Source organism: Pectinatus frisingensis (genome assembly GCF_014076555.1).
Taxonomy (GTDB): Bacteria; Bacillota; Negativicutes; order Selenomonadales; family Selenomonadaceae; genus Pectinatus; species Pectinatus frisingensis.
Genome location: NZ_CP045424.1, coordinates 2,015,842 through 2,039,283, shown reverse-complemented (window position 1 = coordinate 2,039,283; position 23,442 = coordinate 2,015,842). Strand labels below are relative to the sequence as shown.

Annotated in this window: 17 protein-coding genes and 1 pseudogene; 11 read left to right on the top strand and 7 right to left on the bottom strand. The window is 40.0% G+C overall.

Features of this window, described 5'->3' with window-relative positions:
* Positions 1-4: 4 nt before the first annotated feature.
* From F8M42_RS09525 to F8M42_RS09500, 6 genes are read right to left on the bottom strand one after another with little or no spacing between them, the layout of a single operon-like run.
* Positions 5-1,018 (bottom strand): Stealth CR1 domain-containing protein, encoded by a 1,014-nt coding sequence (locus F8M42_RS09525; protein WP_182186267.1) that lies wholly within the window; start codon positions 1,016-1,018, stop codon positions 5-7.
* A 12-nt stretch (positions 1,019-1,030) separates the two neighbouring features.
* Positions 1,031-1,924 carry a lysophospholipid acyltransferase family protein gene (locus F8M42_RS09520; RefSeq protein WP_229711324.1) on the bottom strand — a complete coding sequence of 298 codons (894 nt, stop codon included), beginning with the start codon at positions 1,922-1,924 and terminating at the stop codon, positions 1,031-1,033.
* Complete coding sequence (gene waaC / locus F8M42_RS09515) at positions 1,881-2,945, bottom strand: lipopolysaccharide heptosyltransferase I (RefSeq protein WP_182186266.1); 1,065 nt, start codon at positions 2,943-2,945, stop codon at positions 1,881-1,883. Before waaC ends, F8M42_RS09520 begins: the two co-directional genes overlap by 44 nt.
* A complete protein-coding gene (gene rfaE2 / locus F8M42_RS09510) occupies positions 2,942-3,418 on the bottom strand; it encodes a D-glycero-beta-D-manno-heptose 1-phosphate adenylyltransferase (RefSeq protein WP_182186264.1) in 477 nt (158 codons plus the stop codon). Before rfaE2 ends, waaC begins: the two co-directional genes overlap by 4 nt.
* Positions 3,419-3,422: 4 nt before the next feature.
* Positions 3,423-4,421 carry a bifunctional heptose 7-phosphate kinase/heptose 1-phosphate adenyltransferase gene (locus F8M42_RS09505; RefSeq protein ID WP_182186262.1) on the bottom strand — a complete coding sequence of 333 codons (999 nt, stop codon included), beginning with the start codon at positions 4,419-4,421 and terminating at the stop codon, positions 3,423-3,425.
* Positions 4,422-4,427: 6 nt separating this feature from the next.
* Positions 4,428-5,963: an LPS-assembly protein LptD gene (locus F8M42_RS09500; protein WP_182186261.1), complete on the bottom strand. Its 1,536-nt coding sequence runs from the start codon at positions 5,961-5,963 to the stop codon at positions 4,428-4,430.
* A gap of 3,896 nt (positions 5,964-9,859) precedes the next feature.
* Between F8M42_RS09500 and F8M42_RS09495 the strand changes: the two genes are divergently transcribed.
* The 4 genes and pseudogenes from F8M42_RS09495 to manZ all read left to right on the top strand — a co-directional run bounded on the left by F8M42_RS09495 (position 9,860) and on the right by manZ (position 12,694).
* The gene (locus F8M42_RS09495) at positions 9,860-10,303 is read left to right on the top strand and encodes a PTS sugar transporter subunit IIA (RefSeq protein WP_182186259.1); all 444 of its coding nucleotides are present in this window, start codon (positions 9,860-9,862) and stop codon (positions 10,301-10,303) included.
* Complete coding sequence (locus F8M42_RS09490; RefSeq protein ID WP_182186257.1) at positions 10,303-10,782, top strand: mannose/fructose/sorbose PTS transporter subunit IIB; 480 nt, start codon at positions 10,303-10,305, stop codon at positions 10,780-10,782. The genes F8M42_RS09495 and F8M42_RS09490 overlap by 1 nt, the downstream gene beginning before the upstream one ends.
* 255 nt (positions 10,783-11,037) lie before the next feature.
* Positions 11,038-11,852: pseudogene (locus F8M42_RS09485) on the top strand (PTS mannose/fructose/sorbose transporter subunit IIC).
* Positions 11,853-11,872: 20 nt separating this feature from the next.
* Positions 11,873-12,694: a PTS mannose transporter subunit IID gene (gene manZ / locus F8M42_RS09480; RefSeq protein WP_196590382.1), complete on the top strand. Its 822-nt coding sequence runs from the start codon at positions 11,873-11,875 to the stop codon at positions 12,692-12,694.
* 207 nt (positions 12,695-12,901) lie between these two features.
* Here manZ and F8M42_RS09475 read toward each other — a convergent pair whose 3' ends face one another.
* Positions 12,902-14,566 (bottom strand): ribonuclease J, encoded by a 1,665-nt coding sequence (locus tag F8M42_RS09475; protein ID WP_268233944.1) that lies wholly within the window; start codon positions 14,564-14,566, stop codon positions 12,902-12,904.
* Between the two features lie 374 nt (positions 14,567-14,940).
* Here F8M42_RS09475 and F8M42_RS09470 point away from each other — a divergent pair, with 374 nt between their 5' ends.
* The 7 genes from F8M42_RS09470 to F8M42_RS09445 all read left to right on the top strand — a co-directional run bounded on the left by F8M42_RS09470 (position 14,941) and on the right by F8M42_RS09445 (position 23,441).
* Positions 14,941-16,263, top strand: a complete 1,323-nt coding sequence (locus F8M42_RS09470; protein WP_182186254.1) for a PTS sugar transporter subunit IIC — start codon at positions 14,941-14,943, stop codon at positions 16,261-16,263.
* Between the two features lie 202 nt (positions 16,264-16,465).
* Positions 16,466-16,795 carry a PTS lactose/cellobiose transporter subunit IIA gene (locus F8M42_RS09465; protein WP_182186252.1) on the top strand — a complete coding sequence of 110 codons (330 nt, stop codon included), beginning with the start codon at positions 16,466-16,468 and terminating at the stop codon, positions 16,793-16,795.
* 199 nt (positions 16,796-16,994) lie between these two features.
* Complete coding sequence (locus F8M42_RS09460) at positions 16,995-18,398, top strand: glycoside hydrolase family 1 protein (RefSeq protein WP_182186250.1); 1,404 nt, start codon at positions 16,995-16,997, stop codon at positions 18,396-18,398.
* A 130-nt stretch (positions 18,399-18,528) separates the two neighbouring features.
* Complete coding sequence (locus F8M42_RS13680; protein ID WP_229711323.1) at positions 18,529-19,002, top strand: DUF3987 domain-containing protein; 474 nt, start codon at positions 18,529-18,531, stop codon at positions 19,000-19,002.
* Between the two features lie 58 nt (positions 19,003-19,060).
* Positions 19,061-19,906, top strand: a complete 846-nt coding sequence (locus tag F8M42_RS13675; RefSeq protein WP_229711322.1) for a glycoside hydrolase family 26 protein — start codon at positions 19,061-19,063, stop codon at positions 19,904-19,906.
* Positions 19,907-20,138: 232 nt separating this feature from the next.
* The gene (locus F8M42_RS09450; protein WP_182186248.1) at positions 20,139-20,759 is read left to right on the top strand and encodes a hypothetical protein; all 621 of its coding nucleotides are present in this window, start codon (positions 20,139-20,141) and stop codon (positions 20,757-20,759) included.
* 27 nt (positions 20,760-20,786) lie between these two features.
* Positions 20,787-23,441, top strand: coding sequence for a glycosyl hydrolase (locus tag F8M42_RS09445; RefSeq protein WP_182186246.1), 2,655 nt, complete (start codon positions 20,787-20,789; stop codon positions 23,439-23,441).
* Position 23,442: the final 1 nt, after the last annotated feature.

Below are 23,442 nucleotides of genomic sequence, written 5' to 3'. Positions count from 1 at the left end.
TAAATTATTTTTCAAAACTTGATTTTTCTGGTAATATTTTTTCAAAGGAATCAATTATACATTGCTTTATACTGCTAAAATCAATATTGTCATTATCGTTTATGCAGATCATTGGCATGTTTTGAGCCTTGATAGTTTCATAAAGCCCGGCATTATCAGCAACGTTGCCATAAATCTCGAAGACGCGTCCTTTGGTATGGCGGCCAATTGGTTCAAAATCACCTTTAACAAGCTGCCAATAGCGGATGAGCCATTGGTCGACATCACCGCGATTGCGAAATTTGTGGCAGCTGCTTTCGTCAAGCACGTCATTTTCTTTTGCCCAGATGTCATCATAAGTACTTTTTAGAAAAGAATATGGTAAATGGTTATTAGAGAAACCGCGGAAATGATGTTCACCGGAAAAAATCAGATTGCGTAAGGCATTCCAGCCATATTTCAACGATACCCATTTGTCAAAATGCTTATGGACCTGTTCCTTTTTGTCAAAATTGGCATTCAGTATGGCCATGCTATTAAACTTTATGAAAGGCATTATGTCATTTTTTACAGGTGAGCTTATGGCAGTGACGATACAAAAGTCAGTGGGCAGAGTATTTTGAAAAAATAAATCACGGCTTACCGGTTTTATGATGAACATATCATCATTAAAAGAGACAAAATGGTCGGCAAGTCCCTTGATGCGATGTAAATTCAATTCCAGCGGACTGGAATTGAATGTTGGCATATACTGTGGTAATAGATAATCTTCATGACGGACAATATTCAGTTTAGGATTGTCGGTATTAAGCCAAGCGGGCAGATGCCCCCAGGTAATAAAATGAACTTTGTTGACCCACGGTGCAAATTTTTCCACACCACGAAACCAATACTGCAGATTATCCCAATCACGGTAACGACTGACGCGTTTGTCACCGTTACTGTCTGGGTCATAAAGGTCTTTTTGTTTTTGCCAGGCCGGATCATTGCCGTCAACCCAGCATACTGTAAAATCTATGGGAAAGTTGGTATTTTGCATATTAGCGCCTTCCTAGGTATATGTTTTAGTCGCCCGATGGCGTTCAACTGACTTCCAGCGATCATGCAGCCAAAACCATTCACTGGGGTACTTTTTTATGTGTTCTTCGATTTTCTTTGTCAATATAGCAGTAGCCTTGCGGATGTCACCATGTTTATCACGGGTTTTTCCTACAAAAACAGCTTTATCGATAATGATGTTATGGGTTCGTCCCGGTCCCTTGGTTATGAAGATAGGAATTATCGGTGCATTGTTGCGCCGGGCAATAGTGGCGGCACCGTGGGCACAGGAAGCATCCCGGCCAAGAAAAGGCATGACGATGCCGTCTTCAGCGGCATCCTGATCCATGATAAGACCGATTAACCAACCGTCAGCAATCATTTTGAACATACTGCGGACATCGTATTTATACATTACATACATACCGATCATGGCGCGGTATTCATTTATGAAACGGTCGGCGCCGCGATTTGATTGTTCTTGTGCAACACCAACCAGTTTATAGCCATTTTGTGCCAATACACCGCCAAGCAGCTCCCAGTTATCACTGTGGGCCGCCGCGATAACTCCGCCGCGGCCTAATTTCACTGCTGCATCGAGATTTTCCCTGCCGACAATATGAATGTATTTATTCATGTTGTTGCACATGATAGGAAAACGCATCACTTCAATGATCATTGGGCCAAATCTTGTCCAGCTTTTTTTTACAATAGTCAAAGCTTCGGCATCGGTTATATTGAGACCATGCCGGGCGTTGTTCAGAGCCATTTTTTTCCTTTTTTGCGGCACTAACAGCCAAGTGAAACTGCCGATGGCATCACCGATAATATAAGTTGCTTTTTCCGGCAGCAGACAAAAAAATTTACTTAGTGCTTTCAGGACATAATATAGTGCTATGACAGCCACCTTCCAATATATTTTCTAATTTAGTAATTACCTGGGACGGTTTGATAGCAGCCAGACAATCACGCTGAAATCGACACTTACGTTTCCAGCAATGTCGGCATGGATAACCGACTTCAATCGCATTTTCTGGCTGCCGGTAAGGACCATTGCGATTGGCGTCTGTTGGACCCATCACCATCACAGCGGGACAGTTGAGTGCTGCCGCCATATGCATACTGCCGGTATCACCACCGACAGCGGCCACGGCATTTTGCAGTATATATGCCAATTCTTTTAATGAAGTTTTGCCAACCATATTGATGATATCGATATCGGAGGCAGAACTTTTTATTTGCACGGCTGACACTTTGTCGGTTTCACCGGCACCCGCTAAGATAGGTGTCAGACGATGATTCTCGCACCATTCGGCCAGCTGGGAAAAATATGCTGTCGGCCAGCGTTTGTTGGGCCAGTTGGCACCTATTATAAAGACGATATAACGACTTTCAACAGTCAAACCATTTTCGGACAATAGTGACAGCGCTTTATTCTTTTCAGATAGTGTTATACCGAGAGGGAAAACAACATCTTCGACAGCACAGCCGAGTGCCGCCGCTGTGTCAAGATATCGGTCAATAATATGGCCACGCTGATGGGACCCCTTGACTGGACTGCTTATGAGAAAGCTGCCCTCGCGCATATCCGCATAACCGATTTTTTTATCGGCATGTGCTAAAAAAGCCACTAAAGCTGATTTTAACAATCCCTGCAAATCGATGCTGACGTCATAATGGCGTACATTGAGCTGATGAGAAAATGGGCGGATATATTTTATAAAACTGCTTAATGAGTTTAGTTTTTTTCTGTCAAAAATAATTATGTTATCAATGGCCGGGCTATTTCTGACAATATCAGCGGCTATCGGAGAGACTACCCATGTCAGATGACAATCAGGCCAAGTCTTTTTTATAGCTGCGGCCACGGGTAATGCATGGATCACATCACCAATAGCACTTAGTTTGATAATTAGTATATTTTTCATTTTATCATATATATTTCTTTTATTTTATTGATGATACCGGTGGTGGAACAACCGGCAATCATGTCCACAAATTGTGCATGACCGCCACATCGGCGCAGAGCACTAGCTTCAGGCAGTGTGTCAATTGTGTAGTCGCCGCCTTTTACATAGACCGCCGGTTTTATTTTTTCTACCAATGCTTCAGCACTGGTTTCATCGAACAATACAACATAGTCAACGCAGTCTAATGCATCAAGCACAATGGCACGGTTGTTTTCATCGACAATCGGGCGTTTTTCATCTTTCCAGCGTTTTACGGAAGCATCACTGTTGAGCCCAACGATCAGGCAGTCACCAAAAGAAGCAGCTTTTTTCAGATATGTGACATGCCCGGCGTGCAGCAAGTCAAAACAACCGTTGGTAAGAACAATTTTTTTGCCGGAATGACGCAATATATCACATAAAGCAGCAATGTCAGTATTTTGTATAATCATAATATCACTTTCCCAGTGTTCGGATTAATTCTTGCATTGACACTGTAGCAGTTCCCATTTTTCGTACGGCTATACCGGCTGCGTAGTTGGAAAGCTGTGCGGCTGCTATAGTGTCACTGCCAGCAGCCATGGATAATATAAAGGCGGCAACGCAGGTATCTCCGGCACCGGATACATCGTATACTTCACTCTTATCTGATACGGGGATATTGCTTATCTGTCCATTAGCTTCAAATAAAGTCATTCCCTTTTCACCGCGAGTGACTAATATGCCCTTAGCCTGCATTTCATTTAATAGGATTTTTCCTGCAGCATAAAGATCGTCGTCATTTTTTATTGTCATATTCACTGCCGCAGCTAATTCGGCATCATTTTGCTTCACATAAGTAACACCCTTAAAATCATGGATACGATAGCGAGAATCAACCATACAGGGAATATTGTGCTGCTGAGAATAATCAATAACCAGCCGACGTATGGCCGGAGTTATCGTGCCACTACCATAGTCACTGAGCACAACGGCTTTACTTTGTGGCAGAATAGACTGCAGCTTAGTCAACAATTTTTTTTCGTCGATGTCATTCATCGGCATATGGTTATCATGATCAATGCGTACTACCTGTTGACTGACAGTAGCCCTGCCACCAGCTATTATTCTGGTTTTGGTAATAGTGGTGCGTTCCGCAGAAGTTAGTAATCCGTCAACGACGGCTTTATTGGAAGTTAAGATTGATCGCAGCCCCGAAGCAGCCTTGTCATCTCCGATTATGCCAGCAGCGATAGCCTGTCCGCCAATAGTGGCAATATTGTTCACTACATTGGCGGCACCGCCGGCAACCATTTTTTCGTTGTCCTGTTGCAATACCAGAACCGGTGCTTCCCGTGAGATGCGTTCGATGATGCCTTCGAGATAAATATCGGCAACCATGTCACCGATTACGGCAACCGGTTGTCCCTGAAGTTTTTTTATGAGAGTCAGTAAATTTTGTTTAGTATTTTCCATTATATATCACCAGTGAACAAGATTGAATTTTACATGCCATGAGTTTCGTTTTTCCCGATATTCCAATGCCATATCGAAGCAATGAAAGTCGTGATACCAGTAATAGTCACGATCCATTGTTTTCATACCGGCACCGGCGTCAAATTCGTTGGCTATGACGACACGGTTTTTGTCATCAAATTTGTAACTTATACCGGCAGTAACTTTTTTGGAGTAATCATCATAGTCGTAATCAAAAACTGAGTTTTGTGTAGTGGAGCGTGAGTAATGATAAGCAGTATAAGCAGATATTCTACTATTTATGTCATATAAAACTGAAGCATCATAATAAAGGTTTCTGGAACTGCTGTTATCATATGATTCGTGAGTCCAGGTATAGCCAATATCAGGATATAAACGCACCTTAGGTGAACCAAGATAAATAGGAGCACGTGACAGACTGACGGTTTCACTTCTGTGCCAGCTGGATTTTATATCATCATCCCATTTACCATATTCGCTGGAAAAACCAAGGGAATATGGTGTATGCCCGATGCCGGTATTATAGTTAAAAATAAGGGTTGGTTCCTTTTTTATCCAATGATCGTTACCGTCTTCGTAATAACCGTATTCTGTACGGAAAGAAGCTTTGTCCTGAGTCCATTTTATACCATATACATTGCGCAGGTCATACTTGGTGTAGTAATTGAAATTAATATAAGCATTGATTTTATCAGTTAAATCTTTATCATAATCATAGCGGATATGTAAACCATCGTCACTGTTATAAGATACGTGAATAGGAATACCGGCGTTGTCTTCCGGTGCGTTCCTGCCAATTTTAGTTATATAACGATCTTTTTTGTAAACTACTTGGTTTTTTATCCAGAATTTGGCATTATAAGCAACCATATGATCATCCGGCCAGATTTCTATCTTGTCGGCAGACATATGATAGTCAGGGACTTTTGCCGGACAACGAGTAATTGACCCGTTATAGATAATCATTTCGTCAGGATAAAATTCCAGCTTTTGGGCCTTGATTTGTTTATCATTAATGGATCCGGCAGCATTTTCCATCGATCCCTTTTTTGTATTGTAGTTATAATGAGTATCATAACCGTTCAGTAGTAAATCAGGATCGCCGGTGGTCAGATCTCCCGACTGTGCCATATGAGCTTTATCGGGTATATTAACATCACCGATGTTGGCATTGCCGGACATTTCGTCGGTAGTGAGCCGTGAATAATTATGGGTTATCTTTACATCGCCCTTAGCATAAACATCTCCATTGACGCTGTTATATGAAATATTATTGCCCTCAAAAATTATTGGAGCAGGTTTGGAAGGGTCGATAGGACGAATAAATTTTTCATTATTAATATCGGCACGCAGAGCAGTTAACTCCTTGTTTTTTATATGAAGTCGATCATAATCCTTTTGAGCTTGAAGATAATTTAATAAATCCACGTCGGTACTGTCAGCAGATGCCTGAGACTGTAACATACTGAAAACAGTGGTGAATGCGGCTAGTGCTGAAAATAGATATAATTTTTTACGCATATAATTTAAATTCTCCTAAAAATAATATCAATTAGGCATAATTCGTTAACAAATAGAAAAATCCTGCTTTGTTCTATGCTGGAATTTTTCTGCCAGGCGGACTATGTAATGGATATATTTTGTTTATTGACATAAGTATAACAAGAAATCAGTACAGTATACAATAATATTGAAGAAAATTATCAAATAAATTGTTTTTTTATTACATTTACTTGAAGTATAGGATAATTACTATTAAAAACAGCTGATGAATCAAAAGTTTTGCATATGCAAACTACCGCCACTAAGCAGTCTCCCGCATTTCTAAGGACGGCTGAAGGATAAGATGCTGTTATAAGCTTATGGAATATTAACCAAAAGCTTTTCTTCGAGATATCGGAGGTAAATATTTTCTAGCATATTACAGGAAATTACTAATTTTAAAGATTATTTTCGAGATATTGGCATGTGATAAATGTTTTTCCAATATGTCAATATGTTATGAGAGCTGCTGACCAAAAGGCTCCCTTCTAAGGGCAGACAAAAGGTAAGATATATGTTTCTATGTTTATAAAGATACCAGACAAAAGACTTTCCTTGGATTATCGGAATGTGGTGAATGTCTTTCTGATGCTTTAAGAATGGCTAATTCAAAGGCTCCCTTCCAGGGGAGCTGTCGGCGCAGCCGGCTGAGGGGTTACCTTAAAACAAGACAATATTTAATGCGGAAGTTTAGGAAGTAAACCCTCCCGTCATGGCGCTTACGCCATGCCACCCTCCCTGTTAAGGAGGGCTTTAAAGAGCGTAATTTATTATATATCTAAATAGGTAGTAATATCAAAACAGTCAAACATTAAAGAATAAGTTTCAATGTGGAGTATGTGATAAATGTTTTTCCAATATGTCAATATGTTATGAGAGCTGCTGACCAAAAGGCTCCCTTCGAAGGGCAGACAAAAGGTAAGATATATGTTTCTATGTTTATAAAGATACCAGACAAAAGACTTTCCTTGGATTATCGGAATGTGGTGAATGTCTTTCTGATGTTTTAAGAATGGCTAATTCAAAGGCTCCCTTCCAGGGGAGCTGTCGGCGCAGCCGGCTGAGGGGTTACCTTAAAACAAGATAACATTTTTGTTGACTTCAGCATTTTGAGGAAGTTTAGGAAGTAAACCCTCCCGTCATGGCGCTTACGCCATGCCACCCTCCCTGTTAAGGAGGGCTTTAAAGAGCGTAATTTATTATATATCTAAATAGGTAGTAATATCAAAACAGTCAAACATTAAAGAATAAGTTTCAATGTGGAATATGTGATAAATGTTTTTTCTTGCTCCATAAGAATGACTGACCAAAAGGCTCCCTTCCAGGGGAGCTGTCGGCGCAGCCGGCTGAGGGGTTACCTTAAAACAAGATAACATTTTTGTTGACTTCAGCATTTTGCGGAAGTTTAGGAAGTAAACCCTCCCGTCATGGCGCTTACGCCATGCCACCCTCCCTGTTAAGGAGGGCTTTAAAGAGCGTAATTTATTATATATCTAAATAGGTAGTAATATCAAAACAGTCAAACATTAAAGAATAAGTTTCAATGTGGAATATGTGATAAATGTTTTTTCTTGCTCCATAAGAATGACTGACCAAAAGGCTCCCTTCCAGGGGAGCTGTCGGCGCAGCCGGCTGAGGGGTTACCTTAAAACAAGATAACATTTTTGTTGACTTCAGCATTTTGCGGAAGTTTAGGAAGTAAACCCTCCCGTCATGGCGCTTACGCCATGCCACCCTCCCTATTAAGGAGGGCTTTAAAGAGCATAATTTATTATATATCTAAATAGGTAGTAATATCAAAACAGTCAAACATTAAAGAATAAGTTTCAATGTGGAATATGTGATAAATGTTTTTTCTTGCTCCATAAGAATGACTGACCAAAAGGCTCCCTTCCAGGGGAGCTGTCGGCGCAGCCGGCTGAGGGGTTACCTTAAAACAAGATAACATTTTTGTTGACTTCAGCATTTTGCGGAAGTTTAGGAAGTAAACCCTCCCGTCATGGCGCTTACGCCATGCCACCCTCCCTGTTAAGGAGGGCTTTAAAGAGCGTAATTTATTATATATCTAAATAGGTAGTAATATCAAAACAGTCAAACATTAAAGAATAAGTTTCAATGTGGAATATGTGATAAATGTTTTTTCTTGCTCCATAAGAATGACTGACCAAAAGGCTCCCTTCCAGGGGAGCTGTCGGCGCAGCCGGCTGAGGGGTTACCTTAAAACAAGATAATATTTTGTTGACTACTGCATTTTGCGGAAGTTTAGGAAGTAAACCCTCCCGGCATGGCGCTTACGCCATGCCACCCTCCCTGTTAAGGAGGGCTTTAAAGAGCGTAATTTATTATATATCTAAATAGGTAGTAATATCAAAACAGTCAAACATTAAAGAATAAGTTTCAATGTGGAGTATGTGATAAATGTTTTTCCAATATGTCAATATGTTATGAGAGCTGCTGACCAAAAGGCTCCCTTCTAAGGGCAGACAAAAGGTAAGATATATGTTTCTATGTTTATAAAGATACCAGACAAAAGACTTTCCTTGGATTATCGGAATGTGGTGAATGTCTTTCTGATGTTTTAAGAATGGCTAATTCAAAGGCTCCCTTCCAGGGGAGCTGTCGGCGCAGCCGGCTGAGGGGTTACCTTAAAACAAGATAACATTTTTGTTGACTTCAGCATTTTGCGGAAGTTTAGGAAGTAAACCCTCCCGTCATGGCGCTTACGCCATGCCACCCTCCCTGTTAAGGAGGGCTTTAAAGAGCGTAATTTATTATATATCTAAATAGGTAGTAATATCAAAACAGTCAAACATTAAAGAATAAGTTTCAATGTGGAATATGTGATAAATGTTTTTCCAATATGTCAATATGTTATGAGAGCTGCTGACCAAAAGGCTCCCTTCTAAGGGCAGACAAAAGGTAAGATATATGTTTCTATGTTTATAAAGATACCAGACGAAAGACTTTCCTTGGATTATCGGAATGTGGTGAATGTCTTTCTGATGTTTTAAGAATGGCTAATTCAAAGGCTCCCTTCCAGGGGAGCTGTCGGCGCAGCCGGCTGAGGGGTTACCTTAAAACAAGATAACATTTTTGTTGACTTCAGCATTTTGCGGAAGTTTAGGAAGTAAACCCTCCCGTCATGGCGCTTACGCCATGCCACCCTCCCTGTTAAGGAGGGCTTTAAAGAGCATAATTTATTATATATCTAAATAGGTAGTAATATCAAAACAGTCAAACATTAAAGAATAAGTTTCAATGTGGAGTATGTGATAAATGTTTTTCCAATATGTCAATATGTTATGAGAGCTGCTGACCAAAAGGCTCCCTTCTAAGGGCAGACAAAAGGTAAGATATATGTTTCTATGTTTATAAAGATACCAGACAAAAGACTTTCCTTGGATTATCGGAATGTGGTGAATGTCTTTCTGATGCTTTAAGAATGGCTAATTCAAAGGCTCCCTTCCAGGGGAGCTGTCGGCGCAGCCGACTGAGGGGTTACTTTAAAACAAGATAACATTTTTGTTGACTTCAGCATTTTGCGGAAGTTTAGGAAGTAAACCCTCCCGTCATGGCGCTTACGCCATGCCACCCTCCCTATTAAGGAGGGCTTTAAAGAGCGTAATTTATTAATGATTCCAAAAGTGGACAAAAGAATAAGCTGTATATTTTTTGCCTGCCAAATATTTGTGTGTCAATACGGCAATGACAGTGTGTTAAAATATTATGAATGTGCTTCAGTGTGTTATTTAATAGTGTGTCGATATAAAAATAACCTTTATAAAATGCTGATAAATGAGGCAAGTAGACTGACACACAAAAGTTGGCATGCATTTTGCATATTAAAAGTAATAAAAGATGAGGGAGGGAAGAAGATGCTTGGAATTATTGTAGCTACTCATGGACACTTAGCTGAAGAATTAGTTAATACCTGTGCAATGATTTGCGGGAAACCAGATAATTTAAAAACCGTTACACTGGTTCCAGGAGAGGGACCTGATGACCTGATCACTAAATACGAAAAAGCTATTTCTGAACTCGGCATTGATAATGGAATTATTATATTGAATGATTTATTTGGTGGCAGTCCTTATAATGCAGCCTGCCGGGTAGCAGCCGATAATGAAAAATGCGGCATAGTTACCGGAGTAAATCTGCCGATGCTGGTGGAAGTTATCAACTACCGTTTGTATGCTGACGCCGATGCCACAATCATGGACGCCATGAATAAGGCAATACAGGCCGCCAGTGACGGTGTGCAGAAATTTCATAAAAGTATGGTAGTGATAGAAGATGAAAACGAAGGAGACGATTTATAATGAATATTGTATTAGCACGTATTGATGACCGTCTTATACACGGACAGGTTGCGACCGTATGGGCTAAAGTTACTAAATGCACTAGAATTATTGTCTGTGATGATGATGTAGCAGCTGATAATATTAGGGCAACTTTACTCAAGCAGGTGGCCCCGCCAGGTATAAAATCCAGCGTAGTAAGCGTAGACAAAGCGGTTCGTGTTTATAATAACCCTAAATATGCAGATGATAAGTGTCTGCTGCTATTTACCAATCCGACCAGTGTACTGCGGATGGTTGAAGCCGGTGTCGATATTAAAAGCATCAACATTGGTGGAATGAGCTTCAAAGAAGGTAAACGTCAGGTCAGCGGCGCAATTTCCGTAGATGAAAAAGATGAAGCTGCATTTGAAAAACTGCACGAAAAGGGAATTGAAATGGAATGCAGGAAAGTCGACACTGACAAAAAAGTTGATATGATGAGCCTTCTTAAAAAATAAATGTATTGTGGATCCTATTACTAAAGGTATCAATATTTATTCAAATTTCGCATTTATAAATGGCACTAATAGTTTTATATTAAGTTTTAAGATTTTTCTTAATAAGGCGGCAGGTATTATAGTATGATTTTTAGTGTTTGTACTGACAGCTGCTACAAGAGAATCTAGTAAGTCGTTTATAGGATATAAGTTCTTGCAAAACTTTATCTGCGAAATTTGAAGGAGTTATTTATAATAATATAGGAGGTATTTACAATGGTACTCAGTGGTGCTCAACTTATTGCAATTTTTATTGTTTCAGCAATCGCAGGGATGGGGAGCGTACTTGATGAATTCCAAACACATCGTCCTTTGATCGCCTGCACACTTACCGGATTAATACTAGGAGATATGACTACCGGTATCATTATCGGTGGTACATTGGAAATGATCGCCTTAGGCTGGATGAACATAGGTGCGGCAATGGCACCGGATTCGGCTTTGGCATCAACAATTTCAACAATTTTGGTTATTGCCGGACATCAAAGCATTGGTGCAGGTATAGCAATCGCCATGCCGCTGGCAGCAGCAGGCCAGGTGCTCACTATTTTATGCCGTACCCTGACAGTGTTTTTCCAGCATAGAGCCGATGCTTTTGCCAGAGAAGGCAATTTGCGCGGTATTGATTTATGCCATTTAGGTGCTTTGGTTATCCAGGCACTGCGTGTTGCTGTTCCTACTTTATTGGTTGCAATGTATATTGGAACCGGTGCAGTTCAGACACTGCTCGATGCTATACCGCCAGTTATAACCGGTGGTTTGCGATAGCCGGCGGATTCATCGTAGTAGTTGGGTATGCTATGGTTATAAACATGATGCAGGCAAATTATTTAATGCCTTTCTTCTTCCTTGGATTTGTCATTGCAGCGTTCACTAAATTCAATCTTGTAGCTTTTGGTGTAATCGGTCTTGTACTGGCTATCGTTTATATTCAGCTCAATCCTAAGTACAACAAAACTGCAGTTGCGGCACCAGCAGCGAGTTCTGCCGGTGGTAAAGATGATGATTTAGACGACGATTTGGATGACTGAGAGAAAGGGAGGAAAGTATCATGGAAAAAAAGTTAACTAAAAGTGATTTCTTTTGGACGTTTATTCGCTCTAACTTTGCACAAGGTTCATGGAACATGGAACGTATGCAGGCACTGGGGTTTTGCTTTGGTGTAATTCCTATTATCAAAAGATTATATACTGGTGATGAACGCAAACAGGCGTTGAAACGCCATTTGGAATTTTACAATACCCATCCATTTGTTACAGCTCCAATAATTGGTGTCGTGGCAGCTATGGAAGAACAAAGAGCCAATGGTAAGGATATCAGTGATGGTGTTATCAATGGTTTGAAAGTTGGTATGATGGGACCTTTGGCTGGTGTCGGGGATCCTATATTCTGGGGAACTGCCCGTCCTATAACTGCATCACTCGGTGCATCGTTTGCATTGGGCGGCAGTCTTTTCGGCCCAATTTTATTCTTTGTTTTATTTAACTTGATTCGTCTGCTGGTTCGCTGGTATGGTATAAAATATGGTTATGAAAAAGGTACAGATGTTATTTCCGATGTAGCCGGCAATAAGCTCCAAAAGATAACAGAAGGTGCTTCTATCTTAGGGCTGTTCGTAATGGGGGCCTTGGTTAATAAATGGACATCGATGAATGTACCGGTGGTTGTATCAACTATTACTAAGCAAGATGGTACTGTTGCTGTAACAACTGTCCAGACGATACTTGACCAGTTGATGCCCGGATTGCTGCCATTACTGCTGACCTTCTTATGCATCAAGCTCATGAAGAATAAAGTTAACCCTATCTGGATTATCTTTGGATTGTTTGCAGTAGGTATATTAGGTTATTGGACAGGAATTTTGGGAATGTAATTTCCTGAGACTGAGTGTGAGATAGTTGCATTTTCGCACTATTTACTATATCCCATTCTATTTTCCACATAAATTAAAAGCACTTGCGAATTTTTGCAGGTGCTTTTAATTTTGTGGACTAAGATTCTTTATAGGCACAATTTAAATACCTCCCAATCAATAAAAATTTGATTGGGAGGTTTATTTGTTGTTTGTCAAATTGCAGAATTAAAGTTCCATTATAATAGGAAGTATCATCGGACGACGTCTTGTCTGTTCATAAAGAAAACGTCCCAGCGATTCTCTTACACTGGTCTTTATTGCCGACCATTCGGTCACTTTGTTTTCCATGCATTTATTAACAGTGTCAGTCACTCGTTCCTTGGCAGCATTCATAAGTTCTTCTGACTCACGAACATACACAAAACCGCGTGAAACAAGATCCGGACCAGATACAAGACGGAAGTTTTGTTTATCCATCGTCATAACGACAATTATAATACCGTCTTGTGACAGCTGACGACGATCCCGCAGCACAATGTTGCCTACATCACCGACGCCAAGGCCATCGATTAATACTTTACCTGACTGGACTTTGCCAACAATGGCACCCTTATCACGAGTGAATTCCAGGATGCTGCCATTTTCAGCGATAAATATATGATCCTTATCCATACCGACTTCTCTTGCCAATTGAGCATGCTTTACGAGATGGCGATATTCACCGTGCACCGGTATAAAAAACTTTGGCCTTACCAGATTATGCATGAGTTTTAGCTCTTCACGACTGGCATGACCGGATACATGAATACCCTGATCCCGGCCATAAATGACATTGGCACCGAGTTTCAGCAGATTATCAATAGTCCGGCCGACCAATTTTTCATTGCCGGGAATTGGTGTCGCGGAAATGATAATGGTATCACCGGGTACGATATCGACCTTACGATGATCCGACATAGCCATACGGGTGAGTGCCGACATCGGTTCACCCTGACTGCCTGTCGTTATTATTACGACTTGGTTAGCCGGATGATTTTTTATTTCATCAATATCGATGATCAAACCTTCCGGAGCTTTGAGGTAACCAAGTTTTAAAGCAATGCTGACTACGTTTATCATACTGCGGCCCAAGATTGCGACGTGCCGATGATATTTCAATGCGTAATCCATAACCTGCTGGATACGAAGTACGTTTGAAGAAAACGTGGCAACAATAATGCGGTCACGGGCAGCCCGGAAAGTACGATCGAAAGCAACACCAACTGTTTTTTCACTTGGTGTATGTCCCTCACGTTCTGCATTGGTGCTGTCGGCCATCATTACCAAAACACCGCGGTTCCCCAAATCAGAAAAAGCCCGGAAATCGGTCATTTTGCCGTCAACAGGCGTATAGTCAAATTTAAAGTCACCGGTGTGGACGATCATCCCCAATGGTGTTTTTATTGATAAAGCGCAGGCATCAGGTATACTGTGATTGACGCGGATGAATCCGACACTGAAACAGCCGGCAGTGATGATATCACCGTGCGATATGGGATGAAGATTACTGGAATCGACATTATTTTCACGCAGCCGTCCTTCCAGTATTCCTAAAGTCAAACGCGCTCCGTAAACAGGAGCATCAAATTGACGTAAAATGTAGGGCAAAGCCCCGATATGATCTTCGTGTCCATGGGTTAATACTATAGCCTTGATTTTATCTTTGTTCTCAACTAAATAGGAAATATCCGGGATTACAAGATCAATTCCTGGCATATCTTCATCAGGGAACATCAGACCGGCATCAATGAGGAGAATGTCATCACCGTAACGAATCACCGTCATGTTTTTGCCTATTTCGCCTAATCCACCCAAGGGAATAATCTGCAATTTTTGCAGTTCTTTTGCCAAAAAATAGCACCTCCAAAAAATATATATAAAATTAATTATCTGTGATCTTTTTTCAAAAATAGGAAATATCCGCACAATAATTATCCATTCCATTATATAACTAATACGAGGACCTGTAAAGACACGGATATATTATCTTAAAAATAAATACATATAAAATAAAAGATATAACATTATTGACAAAAGACATGCTTAATTTTATAATAATAAGCAGGTAAAATCTGTAAAACAACGATAAGGAGGATAGTGACACTTTAATTTTGTAGTATAAAGGCAGCTGTTGTATTGATGATATAATATTTGCCTAAAGATTACAAAGGCAGATTAAAAACAAGACAAATAAATTAGTTGTAAAAATGACAGGAGGAACAAGAATGAGTGGATCAGTAATATCAGGATTTGAAAAGGCATTAATGCCGATAGCAGCCAAGATATCAAGTAATAAGTATTTATTGGCAATGCGGGATGCTTTTTCAATGGTTTTACCATTTATAATAGTCGGGTCATTTTTTGGCATTATTGAATGGGTGGTAATCGACCCTACCGGTACTATTATGGGACCGGATGGCATGAACTGGGGTGGAAAGATAACCGGTTTGACAGGTGATGCTTATCTGGCTTCTGCTTTTGTGGCAAAACTAAAAAGTCTGCAGGGATTGTGCAATCTTGTAGTAACAATAGGTTTTGGTTGTTTTTCTTTGCTGCTGGTAACAGCATTTTCCTACCGCTTAGGCGGAATATGGGGCGGCGACAAGTTTTCCACAACGTTGACCAGTATTGCCTGCTTTTTGATAGTAACACCGCAGTCGATAGGCAAAGTTGGTGGATTCAGTCTGGATTATTTTGGCAATAAGGGTGTACTTTCGGCTTTAATAGTGTCAACCGTGGCATCATGGGTATTTGTGAAATTATCGAACAATAAGAAAATACGGATTAATATGCCGGAAACAGTACCTCCGGCAGTGGCACAGTCTTTTGCCGTGCTTATACCTGTATTGATAACTTTAGGTGGTTTTGCGATTTTTGCAGCCTTTTTGTCTTGGTATGATGTCCCGCCATTAAACGATCTTATCTATAAAATCATTCAGGCACCATTGATGGGATTTTCACAAGGCTTAGGATTTTCTTTATTGTACCAGTTTATAGTATGGTTTTTTTGGTGGTTTGGTATTCATGGGCACAATGTTACGGCTGCTATTCAAAATACAGTCTATATGCCGGCACAGCTTGCTAATCAGGCAGGAACAGCATCATATATTTTCAGCAACGGGTTTTTCGAAGCTGGGTTAATGCATATAATGGGACTTGTAATAGCCATATTCATATTTTCAAAAAAAGACAGCTGGAGGGCAGTAGCCAAGCTTGGTGCTCCGGCAATGCTGTTCAATATACAAGAACCGATGGCCTTTGGTTTGCCGATAGTTCTCAATCCAATTTTACTAGTACCTTATATAATAGCACCGCTGGCCAATACAGTGGTAGGATGGCTGGCAATATCATCAGGATTGGTTCCTATTTTTAAATATGTAGTGCCATGGACAATGCCGCTGTTCTTTGGTGCAACGATTGGAACGGGATCAATAGCCGGTGGATTATTGCAGATAGTATGGTTGATAATGGACATATTTATTTATGCACCGTTCGTTATTGCGTCGAATCGGATAAAAGATGCTGACGAAGAAACAACAGACTCATGATGGTAAAGAGATAAATCCTCTCAAAACCGGTACATGAACAGTATTGATCTTATAAAGATGCAACCCGGCATTGTGTGAAACGTGGCGCCGGGTCACAGAAATCGATATCGGGGTAGTAAAAGCCGTAAGCTTTCCCTTGGGGAAAAGACGGATTGATAGTATTTATGAATATAAAAATATAAAGAATAGGAGATTTAAAAAAATGGATGAAAAAATTGTAGAACAATCCATGCAGCTGATACTACACGCTGGTACGGGCAGGTCAATGGTAATAGAAGCGGTAAATAATTTGGCAGAAAATGGTGATGTAGCAGCAGCCCGCAAAGAAATTGAAGCTGCCGGCAAAGAAATAGGAGCAGCACATGATATCCAAACAGCCTTAATTTCCGCCGAATGTGATGGTAGGGAAGTTGAAAAATCAATATTACTGATACATGCTCAGGATCATTTCATGACGGCTTTGGCAATTCGAGACATGGGACAGCTGATGGTAAAGATGTACGAATCACTGAGTAAAAAAACAGCTGACTGAGGGGATGCCCTAAAACCATATATTATACAAATATTTAAGGAATATACCCTAGGCAGGGCATATAGGCTATTTTGTGTTATTGAAATAAATTTTTCCTTCTTTGAGGAAATTATAGCGAGTGATCAGACATAGTAAATATTCTGTAAACAAGCAGCAAAATAACATTTCATAAATTTTATCAATAAAGGAAGGAAAAAGAATGGGTGTGAATATAAAATATAATTTTCCGGCGAATTTTTGGTGGGGTGCAGCAACATCTGGTCCGCAGACGGAAGGCCGTTTTTATAAAAGACATGATAATGTTTTTGATTATTGGTTTGATAAAGAACCACAAGCTTTTTTTAATCAGGTAGGTCCAAATGTGACTTCTAATTTTTTTAATAGCTATAAAGAAGATATTCAGATGATGAAATCTATTGGACTTAATTCTGTTCGTACATCAATACAATGGACACGGTTGATAAAAGATTTTGAAACGGCACAAGTTGATGAGGACGGGCTTGAATTTTATAATAATGTCATTAATGAATTCTTAAAAGCTGGTATAATACCGGTGATAAATTTGCACCATTTTGATTTACCAGTGGAACTGTACGATAAATATGGTGGCTGGGAATCAAAAAAGGTTGTAGATTTGTTTGTACTATTTGCCAAAAAATGTTTTGCATTATTTGGTGACAGGGTAAAACACTGGATAACATTTAATGAACCAATGGTGATTGTCGAGGGAGAATATCTTTACCAATTTCACTATCCTAAGATTGTTGATGGGAAAAAGGCTGTCCAGGTATTGTATAATCTCAACTTAGCATCGGCTAAAGTTGTTGGTGCATTTCATAAAACCAAATGTGCTGAAAACGGCGGTAAGATAGGAGTAGTACTCAATCTTACACCTTCTTATCCACGTTCTCAAGCGGAAAATGATGTAAAAGCAGCAAATTTTGTTGAAGATTTTTTTAATCGCTCATTCTTGGATCCGGCTATAAAAGGAGAATTTTCTCATACACTTGTCAATGTATTGAAAAGGGACGGTGTTTTATGGGAAGCGACACCGGAAGAATTGACAATAATACGTAATAATACGGTTGATTTTCTGGGAGTCAACTATTACCAGCCACGCCGAGCCAAGGCTAAGGAAGCTCCATTTGATGAATCTAAAGGCTGGATGCCGGATAAATATTTTGATGACTATAAACTGCCGGGATGCCGGATGAATCCATATCGCGGTTGGGAGATATATCCTCAGGCCATCTATGATATTGCTATGAATATAAAGAATAATTATGGTAATATTTCATGGTATCTTTCAGAAAATGGCATGGGTGTCGAGGGTGAAGAAAAATATGTGCAAAAGGATGGCAGTATTGATGATCAGTATCGGATAGATTTTTATGAAGAACATCTTTCCTGGCTGCATAAAGCAATTAGTGAAAAAGCAAATTGTTTTGGGTTTCATGCCTGGACACCGATAGATTGCTGGTCTTGGTCCAATGCTTATAAAAACCGCTATGGTTATATAGCCGTAGACCTTGCGACTCAGATAAAGACTATTAAAAAATCGGGTTACTGGATCAAAAAAGTAGCACAACAAAATGGTTTCTGAGATTAGAGCCCACCGGTCATGGCCTAGCTATGATCGGCGGGTGAAAAGGCAAGGGTATTAAGATATAGGTATCTTGTATATATTAAGCAAATTATCATAGTATTTTAAATAAAAGAGAGGGGACTGAATAATGAGACTAAAAAGATTATTGAAAACAGCCGTTGTGTGCGCGTTTATCGGAGCGGTTTCCATTACTGCTTTTGCAGCAAAGACGGATGATACTGCATGGGAAAATCCAGATAGTAAAATATATGTTGAAAAGAAAGCTGTGCCGGATAATGCCAAGGCAAGAGCTGAAGCTCCCACGGTCAGTGAACTGGCAGATAAGGCGCCCAAATCAATAATATTGACCGATCCCAATGCCACCAAAGAAACAGTCGGACTGTATCAATATCTGGCTGCCTTAGGGAAGACTGATTATGTTCTTTATGGACATCAAAACGATGCACATCACAAAATGTTTTTAACCAATAGCGGAAGTAATTCCGATACTAAAGATGTCACCGGTTCTTTAGCTGGTATTGTCGGTATGGATGCGCTTTCACTTACAGGTTCGGAACTGAATCTCACCGATAGTGAAGTAGCCAGGTGTCACTTATGTTGATAAACTGGCCGATATTGCAATTAAAGCGTCAAAAGAAGGTGCAATAATTACTCTATCAATGCATATGCCCAACTTTGCCGAAATAAAAGATCGCGGTAAAAAAGACGGTAAGTATGATTATATTGGCTATTCTCCAAATGTATTCACCGGTAACGTGGTGCAGCGCATTGTACCCGGCGGAGATTTGAATGATGTCTATACAGGATATCTTGACTTGATAGCAGACTTTGCATTGAAGCTGGAAAAGGCCGGAGTTCCGGTGATTTATCGGCCACTCCATGAACAAAACGGTTATTGGTTTTACTGGGGAGCAAAATATTGTACATCACAGGAATTTGTAAATCTTTATCACTATACAGTAAAATATCTGCGTGACGTGAGAAATGTACATAATTTCCTTTATGCTATTTCTCCTAATGGTCCTTTTAAGACGAAAGAAGAGTATCTTGACAGATACCCAGGTGACAGATATGTCGATATTATGGGCGTTGATACTTATGATGACAATCCACCCGGACCGGCTAAATCGGATCCGTGGTTCAAGGATTTTGCCCTGACCTTGCAGTCAGTCAATGACGCGGCAAAACTGCACCACAAAATACCGGCTCTCACAGAAGTAGGAATACGTGACGGTGGCAGCCTGGCAGTATCAAACAATAAAGATAAAGACTGGTTCAGCGAAGTATCAAAGATGGTGGGCAAGACAGATATGCCATACTTCATGGTATGGTCAAATTTCGAACGTGAACCGCATAATTTCTTTGCTCCGTATATGGTAAGTAAAACTCGCGGACATGAAATGATAAATAAATTTATTGATTATTATAATGAAAAGGATTCGATATTTGCTGATGGTGTAACTGATTACAGCCAGATGCCGACTCCGGTCATTATTAATAAATAGTCTTTCCAATTTATGTTATACCCTTTATACCAGGGGCTGTCATATGCAGTATTATTAATAAATATGTAATATTCTTAGAATCTGCCTGTTTCTAATTAAGAGTGAGGTTTACTTTGTTGGGTGGTTATAGAAATTATCTATTTGTTTGAATTATACATTACATATGACAGCCCCACCCCTTTGTTTTGAAGAAATATTAGACACGTTTTAATAAACGAGAGGAAATTAAATCATGAATAGAGAGAGAATTTTAAAAAAAATATTGCCACTAGCTTTATCAGCAGTTTTATTTACCGGTGGATTTCCTGCTGTAACGGCATTTGCTGATGCAGCAACCACTCCGATAACCTGGGATTTTTCACAAGGACTTGGTGCGTGGAAGTTTAACGGTATTTGGGATTATAACGGAATACCGGCAGTAACATATGATTCGTCGGTAGGTGACGGTGCAATAAAGATTGCAGTAGATTATTCCAGTGTATCTAAGGAAAGCTGGAGCGAAGTAAAACTGTCAGATGGTGATATAAATCATAATACCCCGTTAAAACTGGATAAGTGTAATTATCTGACGTTTGATTTTTATTATAATCCCAGCAGCATGCATGCTGGATCATTTAAGACGAAACTGTATATAAAATCTTCCGACGGTAAGGAAGTAGTAAATGTCTGCCCGGATATCGATCTGGCATCAGGATTACCGGTTCCGGGAACAAGCCTGAAAAAGGTAAAGGTAAAGGTTCCTTTCAATGCGGTTACAGCGGATGCCGTTGATCTTGAAGTCAGTGTTGTGGGAAGCTTCACCGATTATAAAGGTGATATATATGTCGACAATATTACGCTGGGACAGAAATAAAAGGAAATAATCTAAGGAAATAATCTAATGAATAAAAAATTATTAAGTAAAATTTTACCTTTGACATTATCGGCCGGGTTTCTTTGGGGCGGGCTGCCGGCAGTTAATATAACATCGATGCAGTTCGCGAATATAAACGTAGTTGAAGCAGCAAAAAACTGGAATTTTTCACATGATCTTGGATCATGGAGCTACAGCGGTAAGTGGGGCTACACCGGCACTCCGTCATTGGAATATGATAAAACAGCTGGTGGTGCAGGCAAGCTTGCTGTTGATTTTTCCGGTGATGCTGATAAAAGCTGGAGTGAGGTAAAAATAAGGCCAAGTGAGATAAATGACAGTACGCCGCTTGCATTGTCTGGATATAATGTATTGACGTACAATTTTTATTTCGATTCCACGGCAATGCAGGAAGGGACTTTTAAAACTAAGTTATATATGAAGTCCAATACCGGTAAGGAAATAGTTAATACCTATACTGATATAGACATAGCTTCAGCAAAGCCTGTAGCAGGTACTTCTTTGAAGAAAGTCGCAGTTCGCCTGCCCTTTACTGCGGCGGATGCTGATATTACCTATATGGAACTTAGTGTAGTTGGCTGCAATACTAACTATAAAGGAGCTTTATATGTAAATAATGTTACCCTCGGACACGAAAATGTAAAAGATAGATATGTACAAAAAACAGCACGGGCAGTAAAAAAAGATAAGATTGAATTGTCTAAGCTTATTCTGCCGACGCAAGTCAATCTTGCCGATGGTAAGGCTACTGAAAGTACGGCTCAATTATATGCATATTTAAAAAGTATAGCAGGTTCCGGCAAAGTGTTGTATGGACATCAAAATGATATGCACAAAAAAGCAGGTATTGGACCAAGTGATTCAGATACTTATGATATGGTCGGGGATTATCCGGCTGTTGTCGGTATTGATGGGCTGGCGTTGACTGGCAGCGAAATGAGCCTGACTGATGAAGAAAAAGCAGCAGGAATGACATTTATTGACAAAGCTGTTCAAGTGGCGATAAAGGCCAATCAGAAAGGTGCGATTATCACCTTGTCAAATCATATGCCGAATTTTGCCGATGTTGCTAAGAGAGGAAAAATTAACGGACAGTACGATTACTCTGGTTATTCACCAAATGTGACAACGGGTGACGTCGTTTCACGTATAATGCCGGGCGGGGATCTTAATGAAGTATATCGCGGCTATCTTGATATGGTAGCCCAATATGATAAACGGTTGCAGGACCTGAACATTCCGGTATTGTATCGTCCTTTCCATGAATGTAATGGCAGCTGGTTCTGGTGGGGAGCGGCTTTTTGTTCACCGAGCCAGTATAAAAATTTATATCGGTATACGGAAGAATATCTGCGTGATGCTAAAGGCTTACATAACATCCTTTATGTTTACTCACCGGGCGGACCTGTAACTAGTGAAGCAGATTATCTGACACGTTATCCAGGTGATGCATTTGTGGATATAGCGGCATTTGATATGTATCACAGAGATCCGGCAAAAACAGATGACTGGATGACATCCCTCGATGCCACAATGGATGTCATGAAAGCCTTTGCCAAAAATCATGATAAGATTCCGGCAGCTTCTGAAGTGGGAATTCTGGTTGGCAACAGTGCTATGCTGAAATCAGGTAATCAGCGCTTGGATTGGTTTAATGAAATTCTAAGAAATATATCACAGCATGGGATGGCTTACTTTATGACCTGGTCCAATTTTGATGAAACTAATTTCGATGAACCATATATGGTAAGTCCATCCCGCGGCCATGAAATGGTAAACCAATTTATTGATTTTTACAATAAACCGCAAGTAATATTTGCCGGTCAAATGCCCGATTATCGTAAAATAGAAGTTACTGAACAGGCTGCTGCAAAAACATATGGATATATTGTATCTCCTAACTCATATGATAGAATTCTGGCTTCACAGACATTAAAGGCCAATGTATCGGGTAAAAGTGATAATGTCCAGTTTGTGTATAAAAAAGATGGAGCGGCAGTTGCCTCTGTCAAGGCGGTAAAAACTGCCAATGGTTTATACAGCGTAGAAATAACCAAGTCAGATCTGACTAAAATTGGTAAATCCATGGGAACTGTAGATTTGGTTATTGATGGGAAGACTGCGGACAGTGTGAAAGTAATATTTAATATACCACAGCCACCCAAAGATATATCATTAGTGGACGACTTTGAAGGTTACTATGGCGACAACGGACTGCTACAGGCGGTTTACTCTATCAATAATGGTGCAGGGTGCTCTGTAAGTCCCACTTTAAGTACTAAGCACTCAGGCGGCGATACCGGATTGGCATTTACCTATAAAATAAATAAAAATGGCTATGCCGGTATCATAAAAAATATGAATGGTGCTGACTGGTCGGCCTATAACGCTATACAATTCTGGCTTACACCGGACGGTAAAAAACAAAAATTAATTATTCAGATAAATACCAACGGTGAAGATTTTGAAGCCGATCTTTCTTCATGCACTGTGGGAACGACTCCAACGCTGGTAACAATTCCCTTCAGTCAATTTAAAGGAAAGCAAAATGGTAAATTCGATAAATCCAACATCCAGCACTTTGCTATATACTGTAATACAGTGGGTGATACCGTAGTCGATTCGACGATGTATTTTGATGATATTAAAGCCGTAAAATAGA

Bases quoted from the DNA above. Each gene is read 5' to 3' on its own strand.
- waaC (WP_182186266.1), bottom strand. From the start codon at position 2,945: ATGAAAAATATACTAATTATCAAACTAAGTGCTATTGGTGATGTGATC.
- F8M42_RS09450 (WP_182186248.1), top strand. From the start codon at position 20,139: ATGAATAGAGAGAGAATTTTAAAAAAAATATTGCCACTAGCTTTATCA.
- F8M42_RS09495 (WP_182186259.1), top strand. From the start codon at position 9,860: ATGCTTGGAATTATTGTAGCTACTCATGGACACTTAGCTGAAGAATTA.
- F8M42_RS09505 (WP_182186262.1), bottom strand. From the start codon at position 4,421: ATGGAAAATACTAAACAAAATTTACTGACTCTCATAAAAAAACTTCAG.
- F8M42_RS13680 (WP_229711323.1), top strand. From the start codon at position 18,529: ATGAGACTAAAAAGATTATTGAAAACAGCCGTTGTGTGCGCGTTTATC.
- rfaE2 (WP_182186264.1), bottom strand. From the start codon at position 3,418: ATGATTATACAAAATACTGACATTGCTGCTTTATGTGATATATTGCGT.
- F8M42_RS13675 (WP_229711322.1), top strand. From the start codon at position 19,061: ATGCATATGCCCAACTTTGCCGAAATAAAAGATCGCGGTAAAAAAGAC.
- F8M42_RS09460 (WP_182186250.1), top strand. From the start codon at position 16,995: ATGGGTGTGAATATAAAATATAATTTTCCGGCGAATTTTTGGTGGGGT.
- F8M42_RS09490 (WP_182186257.1), top strand. From the start codon at position 10,303: ATGAATATTGTATTAGCACGTATTGATGACCGTCTTATACACGGACAG.
- F8M42_RS09470 (WP_182186254.1), top strand. From the start codon at position 14,941: ATGAGTGGATCAGTAATATCAGGATTTGAAAAGGCATTAATGCCGATA.
- F8M42_RS09465 (WP_182186252.1), top strand. From the start codon at position 16,466: ATGGATGAAAAAATTGTAGAACAATCCATGCAGCTGATACTACACGCT.
- manZ (WP_196590382.1), top strand. From the start codon at position 11,873: ATGGAAAAAAAGTTAACTAAAAGTGATTTCTTTTGGACGTTTATTCGC.
- F8M42_RS09525 (WP_182186267.1), bottom strand. From the start codon at position 1,018: ATGCAAAATACCAACTTTCCCATAGATTTTACAGTATGCTGGGTTGAC.
- F8M42_RS09445 (WP_182186246.1), top strand. From the start codon at position 20,787: ATGAATAAAAAATTATTAAGTAAAATTTTACCTTTGACATTATCGGCC.
- F8M42_RS09500 (WP_182186261.1), bottom strand. From the start codon at position 5,963: ATGCGTAAAAAATTATATCTATTTTCAGCACTAGCCGCATTCACCACT.